Annotated in this window: 18 protein-coding genes; 8 read left to right on the forward strand and 10 right to left on the reverse strand. The window is 70.0% G+C overall.

The genetic code is table 11. The features are described 5' to 3' along the window. Positions 1–76: 76 nt before the first annotated feature. On the reverse strand, positions 77–1336 hold the full coding sequence (locus tag BJY18_RS25685) for an MFS transporter (RefSeq protein ID WP_184782514.1): 1260 nt from the start codon (positions 1334–1336) through the stop codon (positions 77–79). Between the two features lie 95 nt (positions 1337–1431). Here BJY18_RS25685 and BJY18_RS25690 point away from each other — a divergent pair, with 95 nt between their 5' ends. Continuing rightward, entirely contained in the window at positions 1432–2586 is a 1155-nt protein-coding gene (locus tag BJY18_RS25690) for a glycosyltransferase (protein WP_184782515.1), read from the forward strand. A 518-nt stretch (positions 2587–3104) separates the two neighbouring features. Here the strand turns inward: BJY18_RS25690 and BJY18_RS25695 are convergent. Both BJY18_RS25695 and BJY18_RS25700 read right to left on the reverse strand, forming a co-directional pair. Next, entirely contained in the window at positions 3105–3779 is a 675-nt protein-coding gene (locus BJY18_RS25695) for a Crp/Fnr family transcriptional regulator (RefSeq protein WP_003081747.1), read from the reverse strand. 159 nt (positions 3780–3938) lie between these two features. Further along, positions 3939–4190 (reverse strand): hypothetical protein, encoded by a 252-nt coding sequence (locus tag BJY18_RS25700; RefSeq protein ID WP_181776673.1) that lies wholly within the window; start codon positions 4188–4190, stop codon positions 3939–3941. Positions 4191–4413: 223 nt separating this feature from the next. Here BJY18_RS25700 and nth point away from each other — a divergent pair, with 223 nt between their 5' ends. From nth to BJY18_RS25720, 4 genes are read left to right on the forward strand one after another with little or no spacing between them, the layout of a single operon-like run. Further along, entirely contained in the window at positions 4414–5097 is a 684-nt protein-coding gene (gene nth, locus BJY18_RS25705; RefSeq protein ID WP_221457949.1) for an endonuclease III, read from the forward strand. Beyond that, complete coding sequence (locus BJY18_RS25710; protein ID WP_184782517.1) at positions 5094–5696, forward strand: TlpA family protein disulfide reductase; 603 nt, start codon at positions 5094–5096, stop codon at positions 5694–5696. The genes nth and BJY18_RS25710 overlap by 4 nt, the downstream gene beginning before the upstream one ends. Further along, positions 5693–6406: an NUDIX hydrolase gene (locus BJY18_RS25715; protein WP_184782518.1), complete on the forward strand. Its 714-nt coding sequence runs from the start codon at positions 5693–5695 to the stop codon at positions 6404–6406. The genes BJY18_RS25710 and BJY18_RS25715 overlap by 4 nt, the downstream gene beginning before the upstream one ends. Beyond that, positions 6403–7587, forward strand: coding sequence for a MarP family serine protease (locus BJY18_RS25720; protein ID WP_184782519.1), 1185 nt, complete (start codon positions 6403–6405; stop codon positions 7585–7587). The genes BJY18_RS25715 and BJY18_RS25720 overlap by 4 nt, the downstream gene beginning before the upstream one ends. Positions 7588–7594: 7 nt before the next feature. On the opposite strand, the gene BJY18_RS25725 is transcribed toward BJY18_RS25720, so the two are convergent. Genes BJY18_RS25725 through nhaA form a run of 3 tightly spaced genes read right to left on the reverse strand, consistent with a single transcriptional unit; the run spans position 7595 to position 10306 of the window. Beyond that, positions 7595–8527, reverse strand: coding sequence for an alpha/beta fold hydrolase (locus BJY18_RS25725; RefSeq protein ID WP_184784839.1), 933 nt, complete (start codon positions 8525–8527; stop codon positions 7595–7597). Positions 8528–8561: 34 nt separating this feature from the next. Further along, complete coding sequence (locus BJY18_RS25730; protein WP_184782520.1) at positions 8562–9059, reverse strand: phage holin family protein; 498 nt, start codon at positions 9057–9059, stop codon at positions 8562–8564. Between the two features lie 59 nt (positions 9060–9118). Further along, positions 9119–10306: a Na+/H+ antiporter NhaA gene (gene nhaA, locus BJY18_RS25735; RefSeq protein WP_184782521.1), complete on the reverse strand. Its 1188-nt coding sequence runs from the start codon at positions 10304–10306 to the stop codon at positions 9119–9121. A gap of 204 nt (positions 10307–10510) precedes the next feature. Here nhaA and BJY18_RS25740 point away from each other — a divergent pair, with 204 nt between their 5' ends. After that, on the forward strand, positions 10511–11968 hold the full coding sequence (locus BJY18_RS25740) for a peptide MFS transporter (protein ID WP_184782522.1): 1458 nt from the start codon (positions 10511–10513) through the stop codon (positions 11966–11968). Here the strand turns inward: BJY18_RS25740 and BJY18_RS25745 are convergent, their stop codons facing one another. From BJY18_RS25745 to BJY18_RS25760, 4 genes are all read right to left on the reverse strand, one after another. After that, on the reverse strand, positions 11969–12691 hold the full coding sequence (locus BJY18_RS25745) for a VIT1/CCC1 transporter family protein (RefSeq protein ID WP_184782523.1): 723 nt from the start codon (positions 12689–12691) through the stop codon (positions 11969–11971). A 160-nt stretch (positions 12692–12851) separates the two neighbouring features. Next, positions 12852–13343, reverse strand: coding sequence for a DUF6319 family protein (locus BJY18_RS25750; RefSeq protein WP_184782524.1), 492 nt, complete (start codon positions 13341–13343; stop codon positions 12852–12854). Positions 13344–13482: 139 nt separating this feature from the next. Beyond that, a complete protein-coding gene (gene acs / locus BJY18_RS25755) occupies positions 13483–15462 on the reverse strand; it encodes an acetate--CoA ligase (RefSeq protein WP_184782525.1) in 1980 nt (659 codons plus the stop codon). A gap of 99 nt (positions 15463–15561) precedes the next feature. Then, positions 15562–16143: a GNAT family N-acetyltransferase gene (locus BJY18_RS25760; RefSeq protein ID WP_184782526.1), complete on the reverse strand. Its 582-nt coding sequence runs from the start codon at positions 16141–16143 to the stop codon at positions 15562–15564. A 113-nt stretch (positions 16144–16256) separates the two neighbouring features. On the opposite strand from BJY18_RS25760, the gene BJY18_RS25765 reads away from it, so the two are divergent. Beyond that, the gene (locus BJY18_RS25765; protein ID WP_184782527.1) at positions 16257–16754 is read left to right on the forward strand and encodes a phosphoribosyltransferase; all 498 of its coding nucleotides are present in this window, start codon (positions 16257–16259) and stop codon (positions 16752–16754) included. Beyond that, positions 16751–17473, forward strand: coding sequence for a Fic family protein (locus tag BJY18_RS25770; RefSeq protein WP_184782528.1), 723 nt, complete (start codon positions 16751–16753; stop codon positions 17471–17473). The genes BJY18_RS25765 and BJY18_RS25770 overlap by 4 nt, the downstream gene beginning before the upstream one ends. Position 17474 lies beyond the last annotated feature (1 nt).

Raw genomic sequence — 17474 nt, forward strand, 5'->3', positions numbered from 1 at the left:
GAAACCGGTGACCGTCGCCAAAAAACGTCGTTGACCTGGGAAAAGAACGCCGGCGTGAAAGGGACCAATACCCCGCTCAGCGCCCGGCGGTGACCAGTTCCGGGGTGCCGGAGGGTGCAAGCGGGGCACGCACCGTCCCGCGCAGCAGCCACACGATCGCAGCCAGCGCGACTCCGGCCACGCCCGCGGCGAGGAACGCGGCACCGGGTCCCGAGTGCTCGACGAGGTAGCCGCTCACCGACTGACCGGCCGACAGACCCAGCGTGACCGCCGTCAGCACCCAGCCGAACGCCTCGGCCGCGGTGCCGCCAGGGGCGACGACCTCGATCGCCGCCGAATGCGTGGTCGACTGCGGTGTGATCATCGCGCCCGCCAGCAGCATCAGCAGCGCCAGCCCCCACAGCGACGAGGGCAGCGCCAGCAATGCCACCAGCGCACCGAAACCGCTCAGCAGCAACGGAAGTCGCAGTCCGAGCTTCCGTGGCCACGGGTGCAGGCTGTAGGCCACCCCGAACACCACCGAACTCAGCGACCACGCGGACAGCAGCAGGCCGCCCAACGATGCGTGCCCGGATTCCGTCGCGGCGGCGGGCACCGCGACCTCCACGAAGCCGATCACCATGCCGAAACCCAGCGCGGCCAGCGCGAGCGTGCGCATGCCGGACCCGGCCAGCGCACCGAGCAACGGCGTCTTCGCGTGCGGCGCGGGCCCCCAAGCGCGCACAGCGGGGCTCAGCGCGAACAAGACGGCCCCGACGACCATCGTCGCCGAACCGATCACCATTCCGGTGCCCGGCCACGGAGCCGTGACCAGCAAGCCGGCGATACCCGGGCCGAGGATGAAGAACGCCTCCATGCTGATCGCTTCGTAGGAAAGGGCGGCGTTGCGCGCCTGTCCGGCGGGCAGCAGCTTCGTCCACAGCGCACGTGAGGCGGAGCCGACCATCGGCTCGGAAAGACCGGTCGCCGCGGCCAGCGCGACCAGGACGAAGGTCGCGGCGTGCGCCTCGATCGCGGTCGCGAGCGCGGTCATCGACACCGCGAGCAACGCGGCCACGGCCAGCAGTGGGCGCGTCGGGCCGAACCGGTCGATCAGCCGTCCCTGGATCACCGCGCCCACCGAGACGCCCACGAGCGAGCTGGCCGAGACCAGTCCGGCGTCGGCGAACGAGCCGGTCTCGCGCTGCACGTAGAGCAGCGCCGAGATGCCGACCATCGCGATCGGCAGCCGGGCCAGCACCGACGCGACCGCCGGACGACGAGCGCCGGGCGCGGTCAGCGCGGCGCGGTAGTCGGCGAGCGTGGTGCGGCCTTCGGAGTGAACAGACTGGGACACGCGTACCAGTCTGCCAGAAAATGGTACGTCGGTACCAGTTATTTGACGGTCACGTACGTCACCACCGCACGGCGTCGAGTCGCTAGGCTCGCGCGATGCGGCTGATGTTCTCCTCCGGGGCTGGATACAGCCACATCGCACCGATGCTGCCGCTCGCGCTTGCCGCGCGGGACGCCGGTGACGAAGTGGTTTTCGTGACCGGCTCGGAAGCTCTGCGGTACGTGGAAGACGCTGGGCTGCAGGCTGCGTCGGTCGGCGACCCGCGTGATCCCGCCGCTGCCGCGCCGATCTGGCAACGTGCCCGCGACGAGACGGCGCAGATGACGCCGGAGCAGCGCTTCTCCCATCTGATGGCCGAATACATGGTGGGCTTCGGCGCGGCTTCCCGGCTGGACGCGATGGTGGAGTTCGTCCGCGACTGGCAGCCGGACCTCGTCATCTCGAATGCCGCCGAACGCGCCGCCGTGATGGCCGCGTGCCTGGTGGAAATCCCGTACGTGATGCACGCGATCGGCCCGCCGAAGTCTGCGACGACGATGGCGCGCGCCTGGGAAGTCGCGGAAAACCTCGTCCGGGAGCGTGGGCTCGACGGGTTGCCGTCCCGGGAACATGTCCCGTACCTGGACATCTGGCCGGACGGCCTGCCTCCGGAAGACGTGCCGTGGGAGTACCCGGCGCGATGGCCGGTTCGCCCGGCAGGCGTGGTGCCCGTGCCCGGTCCACGTCCGGCCGTGCTCGACGGACTGCCGTACGACCGCACGGTCTACGTCACGCTGGGCACCACCTACAACGGACGGCCCGGTGTGCTCGAGGAAATGGTGTCCGCGTTGCGCGGCGAATCCGTGAACGTCGTGGTGACCATCGGCCGGGACGGTGACCGCAGCCGATTCGGTGAGCAGCCGGAGCACGTGCGGATCGAGAATTTCGTTCCGCAGGAGCAGGTGCTGCCGAGTGTGGACGCGGTGGTCTGTCACGGTGGCTCGGCGACCGTGCTCGGCGCACTCGCGCACGGGGTGCCGCTGGTCGTGCTGCCGCTGGCAGCTGATCATTTCGAGGTGGCAGAACAGATCAGCGCCGCGGAAACTGGTGTCGTGGTCGATTCCGGCGGCGGAATCCGCGACGCGGTTCGTGCGGTGCTCACCGACCCGGTCTACCGCGACTCCGCGCGGACGTTCGCCGGCCGCGTGGCCGAGATGCCGGCCCCGGCGACGGTGCTCGACCGCCTGCGCGACGGCGTAGAACCGGCCTGAAAGGGTCTCCGGTCTCGATCCGGTAACACTCCAGGGTTTTTCGGTGGATCGCTGCAACGAAACCGGGGCGTTGGCGTCCTTGAGAGTGAATGGCCTTGAATTCGTGGGTATGGGCCGTGATGGTTGTACAACAGCACAACACCCAGCTCCCTCCGGCATATGGGTCGGGGCCTGGTCCGGAGGGCGGGGAGCGCGGGTCGTCGGGGGATGATCCGCGCACAGGCGAAGAGCCGGTGCGCCACGTCGGGGGTGGCGCCCGGCTCTTCGTCGTTTCACGTCCGGGGTCGGTACCCGGCTCTTTCGTCATTCTCACGCCCGCGAATCGCCGTGCGGCCACGACACGGTGCCGGCCGGGGGATACCGCTCGTGTGGGGGACGAAAGCTGCGCGATCGGGGAGGTTCCGGACACCACGGCGGCTGTGGTCAGGTCTGCGAGGGGCCTCACGGCCGGCGGATGCCGGGCATGCCGAAGGCCACCGCCGTCCGTGGAGGGACGGGGTGGCCTTCGGAAAACAGACTCAGCGGGCCCGGCGGGCCAGCCGTTCCGGGTCAAGGATCAGCACGCTCTTGCCCTCCAGGCGGAGCCAGCCGCGGTGGGCGAAGTCGGCGAGGGCCTTGTTCACGGTCTCGCGGGAAGCGCCCACGTACTGGGCGATCTCCTCCTGCGTGAGGTCGTGCGTCACGCGCAGCAGGCCGGCTTCCTGGCTGCCGAAGCGCTGGGCCAGCTGCAGCAGGGCACGGGCCACGCGGCCGGGCACGTCGGTGAAGATCAGCTCGGCGACCATGTTGTTCGTGCGGCGCAGACGGCGGGCGACCACGCGCAGCAGCTGCTCGGCGATCTCCGGGCGGGTCGAGATCCACTGGCGCAGGGCCGGGCGGTCCATGGTGACCGCGCGGACCTCGGTGACCGTGGTCGCGCTCGACGTGCGGGGGCCGGGGTCGAAGATGGACAGCTCGCCGAACATGTCGGACGGGCCGAAGATGCCCAGCAGGTTCTCCCGGCCGTCCGGGGACTTGCGGCCGATCTTCACCTTGCCGGACTGGATGATGTACAGCTTGTCGCCCGGTTCGCCCTCGTTGAAGATGACGTGGCCGCGGGGGAACTCCACGGATTCCAAGGTCTGGGCCAGCGCCTCCGCCGCTGCCGGCTCCACACCCTGGAAAATGCCCGCACGGGCCAGGGTTTCGTCCACCTCGGGTGCCTCCTCGTCGAGAAACGAGCACTTCCTCCGCAGGTCGGAGGCCGTGTCGCCGATCACTTTCGCGTCAGTCTAGGGTCTACCGGCGAGATCGCCCGTCGGCTCGCCGGACGCGGCCCGGTGGCCGGAGACGATCTCGTTCGACTGAGCAGCCTAACTCCGCACGCGCCGCGCGCGTAGCCTGGCCGCCCGTCCACCCAGCCGACGAAGCCGGAACAGCTCCAGCGCCCGGCCGATCCCGTGCCCGTAGAGCGCCCGCACCTCGTTCGGCTGGGCCTGCTCCAGGAACTCCTCGACCTCGTTCTCCTGCACCGCGACGTGCTTGAGGCGGGTCTCCACGCGCTCCATGAACAGCGCGAAGAACATGATCACCAGAGGGACCAGGATCACGAACCACACGGTCATGAGACACATCCGCAGAAAACAGTCATGGACTCCAGATCCTCGCTCATGGCGGACGCCTGCGCGCCGAGGTGGTGCTCTGGCGGGTCGGCCGCCCACCGGCGGATGCTCCCGACCGGCTCGTCCGACTCGCCCGTAGGCTATCGGGGTGCCACCAGCTGTCCCGAACGCCCCCCGCAAGGGTGGCAGTGAAAGCCGGCTCGCCCTAGTCAGACGCGCCCGGCGGATGAAACGTTGCCTCGACCAGGTGTATCCGCACGCGGAAGCCGAGCTGGACTTCACCAACCCGCTGGAGCTGCTGGTCGCGGTCGTGTTGTCCGCGCAGACCACCGATGTCCGCGTGAACATGGTCACCCCCGCCCTGTTCGCCAGGTACCGCACGGCCGCGGACTACGCGGGCGCGGACCGCACCGAACTCGAGGAGTTCCTGCGCCCGACCGGGTTCTTCCGCGCGAAGGCCAATTCGGTGATGGGTCTCGGTGCGGCGCTCGTCGAGCGGTTCGACGGCGCGGTGCCGGGGAAGCTGGACGACCTGGTCACGCTCCCCGGGGTGGGTCGCAAAACCGCGAACGTCGTGCTCGGCAACGCTTTCGACGTGCCGGGAATCACAGTGGACACGCACTTCGGCCGGCTCGTGCGCCGGTGGGGCTGGACCGCCGAAGAGGACCCGGTCAAGGTCGAGCACGCGGTCGGTGAGCTGATCCCGCGTAAGGAATGGACGACGCTGTCGAATCGCGTGATCTTCCACGGCCGGCGCGTCTGCCACTCCCGCAAACCGGCCTGTGGCGCGTGCCCGTTGCGCCGGGACTGCCCGTCGTTCGGCGCCGGTCCCACCGAGTTCGAGATCGCCGCGAAGCTGGTGAAGGGCGAGGAGCGCGAGCACATCCTCGAGCTGGCGGCGCGCGGGTGACCACAGCGACCAGGTGGGCATTGGGCGTCGCGGTGCTGGTGGTCGCGGTACTGGTCGCGGTGCTCACGTTCCGTGGTGGCGACGACAAATCCGCTCCTGTCGCGAGCGGGGACCTCTCCGCGGCGCGTGCGCAGGCGAAGCTGCGGGCCTGCCCGCCCGCCACCGGCGCGCCGGTGGCACAGCTCGCCGGCATCCAGGCGGACTGCCTCGGCGACGGCGCTCGCGTCGACGTCGCCAAGGTCCTCGGCGGGAAGCCCACCCTGGTCAACGTGTGGGCTTCGTGGTGCCAGCCGTGTCGCACGGAGCTGCCGGTGCTCGATCGCTACGCCGGCGAGCCGGGGGCCGTGCGGGTGCTGGGCGTGCAGATCGCGAGCCCCGCCGAGGACGGTCTCGGCCTGTTCACGCGGCTCGGCGTGCACTTCCCGTCGCTTTACGACGGCGGTGGCCAGACCGGCCCGATCCGTGCCGCTCTCAAGGTGCCCTCGTCGTTGCCGGCCTCCTACCTGGTCACCGCGAGCGGGCAGGTCCGGTTCATCACCACCCCACGGTTGTTCGACAGCACTGAGCAGGTGCGTGCCGCTGTGAAGGACTTCTCATGACGACCGGACCGCTTGTCGAACCCGAGACCGTGCCGGCCTGGCTGCGGCCGCTGGTGAAGGTGGCCGGCGAGGTGGACAGCCGCACGTTCACCCGGTTCAGCCCGCCGGAGGACCTGCTCACGCGGGCCGCCGCGGTGCTCATCCTGTTCGGCGAACGGCCGGGTGGCCCGGACGTGCTGCTCACCCGCCGGGCGGACACGCTCGGCTCCCATGCGGGCCAGGTGGCCTTTCCCGGTGGCGGCGCCGAGGACGGGGACGGCGGACCGGTCGGCACGGCCTTGCGCGAGGCCGAGGAGGAGACCGGCGTCGACCCGTCCGGCGTGCTGCCGGTCGCGGTGCTGCCGGAGCTGTTCGTGCCGGTCTCGCGGTTCACCGTCACGCCGGTGCTGGCGCACTGGCGCACGCCCTCGCCGGTGCGCGCGGTGGACCAGGGGGAGACCGCCGCGGTCGCCCGGGTTTCGCTGGCCGACCTCGCCGATCCGGCGAACCGGTTCCAGGTGCGCCGTCCCGGAACTTCGTGGAAGGGCCCGGCCTTCGACGTCGACGGCCTTTTCGTGTGGGGGTTCACCGCCGGGCTGCTGTCGGTGCTGCTCTCCCTGGGTGGCTGGGAGCGGGAATGGGACAGCGGCGACGTACGGGACCTTGACGTAGCGTGGGCCGAACACCGGGCCCGGAACGTGGTCCCGGGGGCCGAGGAGGGGCCGCGGTGAACTGGGTCGACGTCATCGTGCTGCTGCTCGCCCTGATGGCGGCGGTCTCCGGCGCGTTCCAGGGCGTGATCGTGGCGCTGCCCGCGCTGGTGGGGGTCGCGCTGGGCGCGGTGGCCGGGGTCAGGATCGCGCCGTTCGTGATCGACCTGTTCGACGATCCGGTGGCGAAGGTCGCGTTCGCGTTCGCCGTGGTGGTGTTCCTGATCGTGCTGGGCGAGACGCTCGGCGTGTGGGTCGGCCGCAAGCTGCGGAGCAAGGTCAGCCCAGACCGGCTGTCCGGGATCGACAAGACGCTGGGCGCGATCGTGCAGGCCGCTGCGGTCTTCGTGGTCGCATGGCTGGTGGCCAACCCGCTCACCACGGTGTCCGCGATCCCGGGGCTGGCGAAGTCGATCAACTCCTCGACGGTGCTCGGCAAGGTCAACGACCTGATGCCGGCGCAGGCGCAGGGGCTGCCGAGCGACCTGCGCAAGCTGCTCGACGCGTCGGGCTTCCCGTCCGCCCTCGCGCCGTTCGAGAAGGCGCCCGCGGTGGACACCCCGCCGCCGGACACCTCGCTCAACGTCTCCGCGGTCGCGCGCCGGGTGCATCCGAGCGTGGTGAAGATCCGCGGGAACGCCCCGTCGTGCTCGCGTTCGCTGGAGGGCAGCGGTTTCGTGGTCGCGCCGCAGCGCGTGATGACGAACGCGCACGTGGTCGCGGGCACCGACGAGGTCGGCATCGAGTCCACGTCGGGTGACTACCGTGCGCGGGTCGTGTACTTCGACCCCGAGGTCGACGTGGCCGTGCTGGCAGTGCCCGGCCTGTCCGCGCCGGTGCTGCCGTTCGCCTCGGAGACCGCGAAGGCCGGCGACAACGCGGTGGTGCTCGGCTACCCGCTCGACGGGCCGTACACCTCGACAGCGGCCCGGATCCGCGGGCGCATCAACCTCCGCGGGCCGGACATCTACGACGCCAACACCGTGCAGCGCGACGTGTTCACCGTCCGCGGCTCGGTCCGCAGCGGCAACTCCGGCGGTCCGATGATCACTCCCGACGGCGACGTGATCGGCGTGGTGTTCGGCGCGGCCGTCGAGGATCCGGACACCGGGTTCACGCTGACCGCGGAACAGGTCCGCGCGGAGGTCGACGCGGCGCCGTCACAGACGTCGAGGGTGGCCACCGGCGCCTGCGCCAGCTGATCCGGGTTCAGCGGACGAAGTCGAGCAAGGACTCCGTGACGCGGTCCGGGGCTTCCAGGTGGGGGAAGTGCCCGATGTCCGGCCAGATCCGCGGTTCGCCGTGCGGGCCGGCCCAGTGCACCGAAGCCCGCGCGGTGTCGGCAAGGATGCAGGTGTCCTCGGTGCCGTGCAGTTGCAGCACCGGGGCGCTCACCCGGCGGCCGACCGCCTCGGTGAACCGGCGGCCGTCGCCGCGGAACTGGGCGCGGAAGGCCCAGCGGTAGTACTCCAGCGCGGAATGCGCGACCCCCGGGACCAGCATTGCCTGCCGGAATGCGGGCAGGGCCTCGGTGAACTCCCGCGTCGAGCGCCAGCGTTCGCCCGACCAGGCGGAAAACAGCGTCTCGACAGCCGCAGCGCCGTCCCGGACCAGCCATTTCTCCGGCGCCATCGGGACCTGGAACCGGAACAGGTGCCCGGTCGCCCGCGCTTGGCCGCGAGAGACCCGCCAGGCCGAGCGCTTCACCGCCGACTTCAGCGCCAGTGGATGCGCACCGCCCACGGACGTCACCGTCGCCACGAGCCGCGGGTGCAGTGCGGCGACGGTCCACGCGAGCATGCCGCCCCAGGCGTGCCCGACGAGGTGTGCCTGGCGCGCGCCGAGCGCTTTGATCAGGCCCCCGACGTCACCGGCGAGCGTCCACGCGTCGTAACCACGCGGCGGCTTGTCCGAGTCGCCGTAGCCCCGAAGGTCCACCGCGACCGCGCGGAAGCCCGCTTCGGCCAGCGCGGGCAACTGGTGGTGCCAGGCCCACCAGTACTCGGCGAAGCCGTGCAGGAACAGCACCAGCGGGCCCTCGCCGCATTCCGCGACGTGCAGCCGGATGCCGTTGGCGGAGACGTCACGGTGCGTCCACGGACCGTCGGCCCGCACGATCGACGGATCGGGCGTCAGCTCCAGCACCTGCTCCGCCTCGCCTTGTGCGGGACCGGGGTCAGTCCTGGGCGACCGGCAGGTCGTCCTCGGCGGCCTTGCGCGGTTTGAGCGCCGCGGCGGTCTCCTTGACGCTGCCGATGGTGCGCTCCGGCGCGCGCAGCTTCTTCACCTTGCGCCAGCCGAGGAACGCGGTCACCGCCGTGGTCACCAGCATCAGGCCGAACACGGTGAGGAACGCCGGCCAGCGGATGCCCCACCAGTCGGACAGGATCTCCGCGACGAACAGGAACAGGAAGTACGAGCTGTACAGCGCCACGGCGAGGGCGATCAGGAAGAAGACGGCGCCCTTCAGCGCCTTCTTCACCTCGGCGACCAGCTCCGATTTCGCCAGCTCCACCTCGGCCCGGACCAGCGTGGACAGATGCTGGGTGGCGTCGCCGACGAGCCGGCCGAGGGACTGTTCGCTCGCCGCGGCCTCCTCGTCGCTGGACAGGGGCAGGTACGGCACGGCCCCCACGCCGTCGGGGCCGGTGCGCTCGTGTTTGGGGCTGCTCACCGGGTCATCGTGCCACGTGGTCGTCCCCCGGGCGCGGCGGACCGGCGGGAGTGTCGTGATCAACCTGCCCCGGCGTGTGCGCGGCTGCGTCGTACGAGCAGCGCGGCCGCGCCCAGCGAGGCCACCGCGGACGCGATCAGCACGGCTGCCTTCGCCAGCTCACTCGTGTCTCCCGGCAGCGCGAGCTCGGCGATCAGCAGGCTCACCGTGAACCCGACTCCGCCGAGCATCGCCAGCGCGCTCAGGTCACGCCAGCCCATGCCGCGTGGCTTTTCGGCCACTCGCAGCCGCACCGCCAGCATGCTCGCGCCGAGGATGCCCACGAACTTCCCGGCGACCAGTCCGAACAGGACGGCCAGCGGCAACGCCGTGGTGAACACCTGCGTCAGCGCGTCGCCGTTCACCGAGATACCCGCGGCGAACAGGGCGAACACCGGCACCGCGACCGCGGCCGACCACGGCTGCAGCCGGTGCTCCAGCCGTACTGCCGGGGCCTCGTCCTCGCCCTCGTCCGGGCGCACGCGGGTGAGCAGGCCGAGCAGGACCCCGGCGATCGTGGCGTGCACTCCGGCCGAGTGCACCGCGACCCAGGTGACCAGCGCGAGTGGCACGTACAGCCAAGGCGTGCGAACACGCTTGTGCTGGAGGAACGCGTACAGCGCGAGGGCGAGCACGGCGACGCCGGCCGCGACGAGGTCGAACCCGCTGGTGAAGACGATGGCGATGATCAGGATGGCGCCGAGGTCGTCCACCACGGCCAGGGAAAGCAGGAACACCCGGGCGCTGCTCGGCAGGTTCGACGCGGTCAGCGCGAGCACCCCGAGCGCGAACGCGATGTCGGTGGCCACCGGGATGGCCCAGGCCCGGTCGATGCCCGGCGTCCCCCAGCCGACCGCGAGCGCGACCAGCGCGGGCACGAGCATGCCGCCCACCGCGGCGATCACCGGCAGCACCGCCTGCTTGACCCGGGACAGCTCGCCCACCACGAGCTCTCGCTTCAGCTCCAGCCCGGCCACGAAGAAGAACAACGCGAGCAGCCCGTCCTTGGCCCAGTCCCCGACCGTCAGATCCAGATGCAGGAACTGCGGGCCGAGCCGGAAGTCGCGGATCGTCTCGTAGACCCCGCTCAGCGGGGAATTCGCCCAGATCAACGCCACCGCGGTGGCGGCGAGCAGAATCAGCCCACCGGTGGTCTCGATGCGCAGATAACGGGTGAACTCGGCGACGGCACGGCGCGGAGCGATCACGGGCAGACCTCCAGGGCGGACGAGGCGAAACTGTCGCCGACCAGGCTTCCCGGCACTCCGTCATCAAGTCTAACGTCCGGCGCCGCCGGTCGCCCGCGGTTGTCACCCATCCCATACCGACGCCGGTTTCTCGTTCACCTGTTCGCCTTCTAGCATGCGAACTCAGCACGACAACGTTGTCCCAGAGCAAGGAACGAGACAGTTGTGAGTACCTCTACCGAGGTCCAGCAGGACACGAGGTTCTTCGGGCACCCACGAGGACTGGCGAACCTCTTCGGCGTGGAGATGTGGGAGCGCTTCTCCTTCTACGGGATGCAGGGCATCCTCGCCATCTACCTCTACTACACGGCCGACCAGGGCGGCCTCGGCGTCGACCAGAGTTCCGCGCTCGGCATCGTGGGCGCCTACGGCGGCACGGTCTACCTCGCCACCGTGGTCGGCGCCTGGATCGCCGACCGGCTGCTGGGTTCGGAACGCACGCTGTTCTACAGCGCGATCATCGTCATGATCGGCCACATCGCGCTGGCTCTGCTGCCGGGCATGACCGGGGTCGGTGTGGGCCTGGCCTGCGTGGCGCTCGGGTCCGGTGGCCTCAAGGGCAACGCGACGTCGGTGGTCGGCACGCTCTACGCCGAGGGCGACGAGCGGCGGGACGCCGGCTTCACGCTCTTCTACATGGGCGTCAACATCGGCGGGTTCATCGGCCCGCTGCTGACCGGGCTCGCCCAGCAGAACCTGGGCTTCCACTTCGGCTTCGGCCTCGCCGCGATCGGCATGGCGCTCGGCCTGATCCAGTACACGCTCGGCCGCAAGAACCTCGGCGACAAGGCCTCCGAGGTGCCGAACCCGCTGCCCTCCTCGCAGCGGTGGGTTCCGGTCGTGGTCGGCGTGGTGATCATCGCGGCGATTGTGGCGATGATCCTGTCCGGCGTGATCACCCCGGACAACCTCGCCGACGTCGTGGTCTACGTCGTGATCGCGATCTCGGTGGTGTACTTCGTGGTCATCCTGACCAGCCGGAAGATCACCTCGGAGGAACGCAGCCGGGTGCTCTCGTTCATCCCGATGTACATCGCCAGCGCCGCGTTCTTCTCGCTGTACCAGCAGCAGTCGACGGTCGTCGCGGCCTACAGCGACCAGCGGCTGGACCGGAACCTGTTCGGCTGGGAGATGCCGGTTTCCTGGGTCAACTCGATCAACCCGGTGTTCATCATCGTGTTCGCCCCGATCATCGCGGCGATCTGGACGAAACTGGGTCCGAAGCAGCCGTCCACGCCGATGAAGTTCGTGCTCGGCACGGTGCTGATGGGCTGCGCCTTCCTGCTGTTCCTGCCGATGACCGGAACCGGGGAGAACGGCAGCCCGCTGATCGCGCTGGTCGGCATCCTGTTCGTGTTCACCATCGCCGAGCTGATGCTTTCACCGGTCGGGCTGTCGCTGTCCACGAAGCTCGCGCCGAAGTCGTTCCGCACCCAGATGGTGGCGCTGAACTTCCTGTCGGTGTCACTGGGCACGGCGATGTCCGGCAAGCTCGCCGAGTCCTACGACGTGCACGACGAAACGCCGTACTTCAGCATCATCGGCGGTGTGGCGATCGCGGTCGGGCTGCTGCTGTTCGCCTTCATCCCGCTGGTCCGGAAGCTGATGAAAGGTGTGCACTGACTAGCCGACGGTGGTGCCGAAAAGCACCCCGACGAAGTAAGTGACGAGCATGGTGAGGGCACCGACGCCCACGTTGCGGACGATCGCGCGCCCCACCTGCGCGTTGCCCAGCCGCGCGCTGAGGAACCCGGTCAGCGTCAGGCCCACGACCACGGCGAGCGCGCAGGCCCAGACGCGGACGCCGACGGCGGTCCAGGCAATCGAGAGCAACGGCAAAAGCGCGCCGACGGAGAACGCCAGCAAGGAGGCCCAGGCGGCCTGCCACGGGCTGGTCAGGTTGTCCGGGTCGATGCCCAGCTCGGCCTCGGCGTGCGCCTGCAGTGCGTCCTTGCGGGTCAGCTCCCGCGCGACCTGGTCCGCGAGCCCGGGGGAAAGCCCCTTGTTCTGGTAGATCTGCGAAAGTTCGCGTTCCTCCGCCTCGGGCATGGTTTTCAGCTCGTGCTTCTCCAGCCGGAGCAGGGCGCGTTCGGTGTCCCGCTGGGTGCTCACGCTCACGTATTCCCCGCCGGCCATGGAAAACGCTCCGGCGACCAGTCCGGCAATTCCGGCGGTGAGGATCGCGGTGTTGTCCGTGGTCGCGCCCGCGACCCCGACCACGATGCCGGCCACGGACACGATTCCGTCGTTCGCGCCGAGAACCCCGGCGCGCAACCAGTTCAGCCTGCCGCCGAGGTCCTCGTGTGGTTCGTGCTCGTGCTCGAGTGGCGCTCGCGTTTCGGTCACGATTCTCAGTCAAGCACGAAAATTGTTTCCACGCGATATGTTTCCGCCCGCGATAAATTGAAGAAAGGCAAACCTCAATAAGGCTAGGGTTCCCTTTCTGGCGGGAAAAGAAAACACCCGGCGGTGGTGACCGCCGGGTGTTTTCGTGGAGGACTGTGGCTCAGACGTCCAGCTCGGCCAGGGCCGCCTTGGCGGCTTCGAGTTCGGCCTCCAGCTGGGCGACCTTCGCCGCCTGTGCCTCGCGGGCGGCGTTGATGACCTCGTCGATCGGGCCGGACAGGTCCTCGTGCAGCTCCTTCGCCGCTCGCGACACCGCGGCGGCCGGGATTTCCAGGCCCTTCGCGACCCACTTGCTGCCGTTCTTCAGCTCGGCCTGCCACTCGCCGTCGGCGGTGCCGGTGACGGTGAGCGTGAGCTCCACGGTGCGGGTCTTCTTGGCCGACGACGGCGTGGCCTTCGGCCTGCCGCGCTTCGGCTTGGGGGATTCGGCGACCGGCGGGGTGGCCTCGCCGCCCTCGGGTGTGCCGGTGGAGTCCTGCCCCGCGGGCGACGCCGCTGCGGCCGGCTCAGTGGCCTCCGGTGCCTCGGCGGCCGGTGACTCCGCCGCCTCGGCCACGGCGTTCTCGTCGTGCGTCACGGCTTCCACGGACATTCGTGTCGTCTCCTTGCCCGGATCTTGGGTGGGTACGCGGGCATCGTAGAACATGCGTTCGATGTTCGCGCACTGGGGTGAGGACGGAGAAGGGGCGCTCCCGGCCGGGAGCGCCCCTTCCCTCGCGGAGGTGAATCTACTACTCCTCCTTGCCCGAGTTCAGGCCCGAGGAGATGAGGTCCATGACCGAGGAGTCGGCGAGCGTGGTGACGTCGCCGATGGCGCGGTTCTCGGCGACGTCTCGCAGGAGGCGGCGCATGATCTTGCCGGAGCGGGTCTTCGGCAGCTCGGGCACGACCATGATCTGGCGGGGTTTGGCGATCGGGCCGATTTCCTTGGCGACGTGGTTGCGGAGCTCCTGCACGGCGTTATCGCCCTGGTCGGTGGCGCTGCCGCGCAGGATGACGAACGCGACGATGCCCTGTCCGGTGGTGGGGTCGGTGGCGCCGACGACGGCGGCCTCGGCGACCGTCGGATGCGAAACGAGGGCGGATTCGACCTCCGTGGTGGAGATGCGGTGCCCGGACACGTTCATCACGTCGTCCACGCGGCCCAGCAGCCAGACGTCGCCGTCGGCGTCGTACTTCGCGCCGTCGCCGGCGAAGTAGAAGCCCTGGTCGGCGAAGCGGGACCAGTAGGTCTCGCGATAGCGCTCGTCATCGCCCCACACCCCGCGCAGCATCGAGGGCCACGGCTTGTCCAGCACGAGGTATCCGCCGCCACCGGCGGGTACCTCCACCCCCTGGTCGTCGACGACCTTCGCCGAGATCCCGGGAAGGGCGCGTTGCGCGGAGCCGGGTTTGGTGGCGGTGACCCCGGGCAGCGGGGAGATCATGATCGCGCCGGTCTCGGTCTGCCACCAGGTGTCCACGATCGGAGTCTTCCCGGCGCCGATGGTGTCGCGGTACCAGATCCAGGCCTCCGGGTTGATCGGCTCACCCACCGACCCCAGCACCCGCAGCGACGACAGGTCGTAGCGTGCCGGGATGTCGGCGCCCCACTTCATGAACGTGCGGATCAGCGTCGGTGCGGTGTAGTAGATCGACACCTTGTGCTGCTGGATGATCTCCCAGTGCCGGCCCTCGTGCGGGGTGTTCGGGGTGCCCTCGTACACGACCTGGGTGACCCGGTTGGCCAGCGGCCCGTACACGATGTACGAGTGCCCGGTGATCCAGCCGATGTCGGCGGTGCACCAGTACACGTCCTCGCCCGGCTTGTGGTCGAACACCGTGTGGTGGGTGTAGGCGACCTGGGTCAGGTACCCGCCCGAGGTGTGCAGGATGCCCTTCGGCCGCCCGGTCGTGCCCGAGGTGTAGAGGATGAACAGCGGGTGCTCGCTGTCGAACGCCTCCGGCGTGTGCTCAGCCGGCTGGGCCTCGACCAGCTCGTGCCACCACACGTCCCGGCCGTCGGTCCACGGCACCTCGCCCTCGAGGTCGTCACCGGTCCGGGCGACGACGATGACCTTCTCGACCGTCTGCGCGCCCTCGAGCGCCTCGTCCACGTTGGCCTTCATCGGCGCGGCCTTCCCGCGCCGGTACTGGCCATCGGAGGTGATCACGACCTTCGCCGCCGCGTCGTCCACCCGCGCCCGCAACGCCGTCGGGGAGAAGCCGCCGAAGACCACGCTGTGCAGCGCGCCGATCCGGGCGCACGCCAGCATCGCCACGATCGCCTCGGGCACCATCTGCAGCTGGATCGCCACGACGTCACCCGCCACGACCCCGAGCGAGGTCAGCGCGTTCGCCGCCTTCGACACCTCGTCCTTCAGCTGCGCGTAGGTGATGTCGCGGGTGTCGCCGGGCTCGCCGATCCAGTGGATCGCGACCTGCTGCCCGTGCCCGGACTCCACGTGCCGGTCGACGCAGTTGTAGGCGACGTTCAGCTTCCCGCCGACGAACCATTTCGCGAACGGTGCATTGGTCCAGTCCAGTACCTGGGTCCACTCGGTGTCCCACGTCAGCCGCCGGGCCTGCTCGGCCCAGAACTGCTCCCGGTCCGCGTCCGCCGTGGCATACAGCTCGGCCTTCGCGTTGGCCTGACCAGCGAACTGCTCACTCGGCGGAAAAGTACGGCTCTCGGTGAGCAGATTGTCCAACGCTGGGGACTGCTCGGTCATGATGCAAGGCCTCCTGTAGTGCGAACCCGCGGCTCACGGCACGCTAGCGACGTTAGTCCGCCCACGACAAGGTTGCAGCCGCGTTGCACCCCACGCGCGCTAGCGCAGACGCGCGAGCAGCCGGGCGCGCACGCCGGGCCACTCGGCGTCGGTGAGCGAGTACAGCACGGTGTCCCGCGAGGTGCCGTCAGGCCGGACCCGGTGTGCCCGCAACAGGCCCTCGCGCTGGGCGCCGAGCCGCTCGATCGCGCGCTGTGAGCGCAGGTTGCGCGAGTCGGTCTCCCAGGCCGCCCGCTGCGCACCCAAGCTTTCGAAAGCGTTGCGCAGCAAGAGGAACTTGGCCTCGGTGTTCACCGCGGTGCGCTGGAAATCCGCGCCGATCCAGGTGTGCCCGATGGACAGGATGCGGTGTTTCGGCACGACCTGGTAGTACGAGGTGGTGCCGGCGACGCGGCCGGACGCGAGATCGATCTGTGCCCACGCGCGCCGGTCCGGATCGGCCAGCGCGGCGCGCACCATCGCTTCGGCTTCGCCGAGGTCGTTCGGCTGCCGCACGTTCAGCCAGGTCCAGATCCCGGGATCCGCGCCGGCTTCGAGCAGGCCCGCGGCGTGGTCGGTGGTCAGCGGTTCGAGCCGGACATTCCGGCCGGCCAGCGTCGGGTGCTCGTTCCAGTCACTCACAGGGCCACGCTACGACGTTGAGTGGCTCTTTCAGAGGGCCATTTTCACCTTCGTTCGCCAGTCCACTCGGCCGTTGCCTATGCTCGCGGGACGCACGGGGAAAGAGAGCGCACATGGCCGAGGAGCGAGAAGAGCTCACCTGGGACTTGTTCGGGTCGGCCGGTCGTGAGCTGGCCAGGACGGTCGCTGACGACGGGTTCGCTCCCGATCTGATCCTGTCCATCGCCCGGGGCGGCCTGTTCGTCGCCGGGGCACTCGGCTACGCGCTGGACGTGAAGAACCTGCACGTGATGAACGTCGAGTTCTACACCGGCGTGGACCAGCGCCTCGAGCTGCCGGTGATGTTGCCGCCGGTGCCCAACGTGGTGGACCTGACGAGCAAGAAGGTGCTCATCGCCGACGACGTGGCGGACACCGGCGCCACGCTCAAACTGGTCCGCGACTACTGCGTCGACCACGTGGCCGACGTGCGGTGCGCGGTCGTCTACGAGAAGCCGCACTCCACGGTGAAATGCGAGTACGTGTGGCGTCGCACCGACCGGTGGATCAACTTCCCGTGGTCGGTGCTGCCGCCCGTGGTGCGGCGGGACGGGCAGGTGCTCGACGCGTGAGTGATCCACTGAAGCCACTGCTGGAACTCGACGGCGTCACGGCCGCGGCCAAGGCGGCGCAGGACGCGGTGTTCGCCGTGCACCGGCTGCCGGCGAACCTCCGTGGCGGTGCGGAGACCGCCGCCGAGGCGTCCGTGCGCGCGGCGCGGGCGTCGGCGGGGATCGCCGGTGGCAATCCCGAACTGCCGGCCGGCGGCGCGGTGGCCGACCCGTTGCTGGCCGGCGCGCTGCGGGTGGCCGAGGCGCTGGAGCCGTTGCTGCCGACCTGGCGGCGGGCGCCGTTGCAAGCGCTGGCGCGGCTGCACCTGCTGGCCGCCTCCGACCTGGTCGGCGATCCCGACGAACTCGGCCGCCCGCGTCGTGGCGGGGAGCGGCTGGAGATGCTGGCGCAGCTCGTCACCGGGGCGACGGCGGTGCCCGGACCGGTGCTGACCGCCGTGGTGCACGGCGAGCTGCTGGCGTTGTCCCCGTTCGGTTCGGCGGACGGCGTGGTCGCCCGCGCGGCGGCGCGGCTGTCGATGATCGCGACCGGCCTCGACCCGAAGGCGCTGACCGTGCCCGAAGTGGCGTTCTTCCGGCGGGTGCCGAAGTACGTGGAGCTGGCCGAGGGTTTCGCGGCCGGTACGCCCGAGGGGGTGCGTGCCTGGCTGTTGTTCTGCTGCGAAGCGTTCGAGGCCGGCGCACGCGAAGCCGGCAGCATCTCGTCCGCGGCCGGCTGAG

Source organism: Amycolatopsis jiangsuensis (assembly GCF_014204865.1).
In the GTDB taxonomy this organism is placed as follows: Bacteria; Actinomycetota; Actinomycetes; order Mycobacteriales; family Pseudonocardiaceae; genus Amycolatopsis; species Amycolatopsis jiangsuensis.

Coding starts and splice junctions, on each gene's coding strand:
- BJY18_RS25715 (WP_184782518.1), top strand. CDS start 5,693: ATGACGACCGGACCGCTTGTCGAACCCGAGACCGTGCCGGCCTGGCTG.
- nth (WP_221457949.1), top strand. CDS start 4,414: ATGAAACGTTGCCTCGACCAGGTGTATCCGCACGCGGAAGCCGAGCTG.
- BJY18_RS25700 (WP_181776673.1), bottom strand. CDS start 4,190: ATGACCGTGTGGTTCGTGATCCTGGTCCCTCTGGTGATCATGTTCTTC.
- BJY18_RS25690 (WP_184782515.1), top strand. CDS start 1,432: ATGCGGCTGATGTTCTCCTCCGGGGCTGGATACAGCCACATCGCACCG.
- BJY18_RS25750 (WP_184782524.1), bottom strand. CDS start 13,343: ATGTCCGTGGAAGCCGTGACGCACGACGAGAACGCCGTGGCCGAGGCG.
- acs (WP_184782525.1), bottom strand. CDS start 15,462: ATGACCGAGCAGTCCCCAGCGTTGGACAATCTGCTCACCGAGAGCCGT.
- BJY18_RS25765 (WP_184782527.1), top strand. CDS start 16,257: ATGGCCGAGGAGCGAGAAGAGCTCACCTGGGACTTGTTCGGGTCGGCC.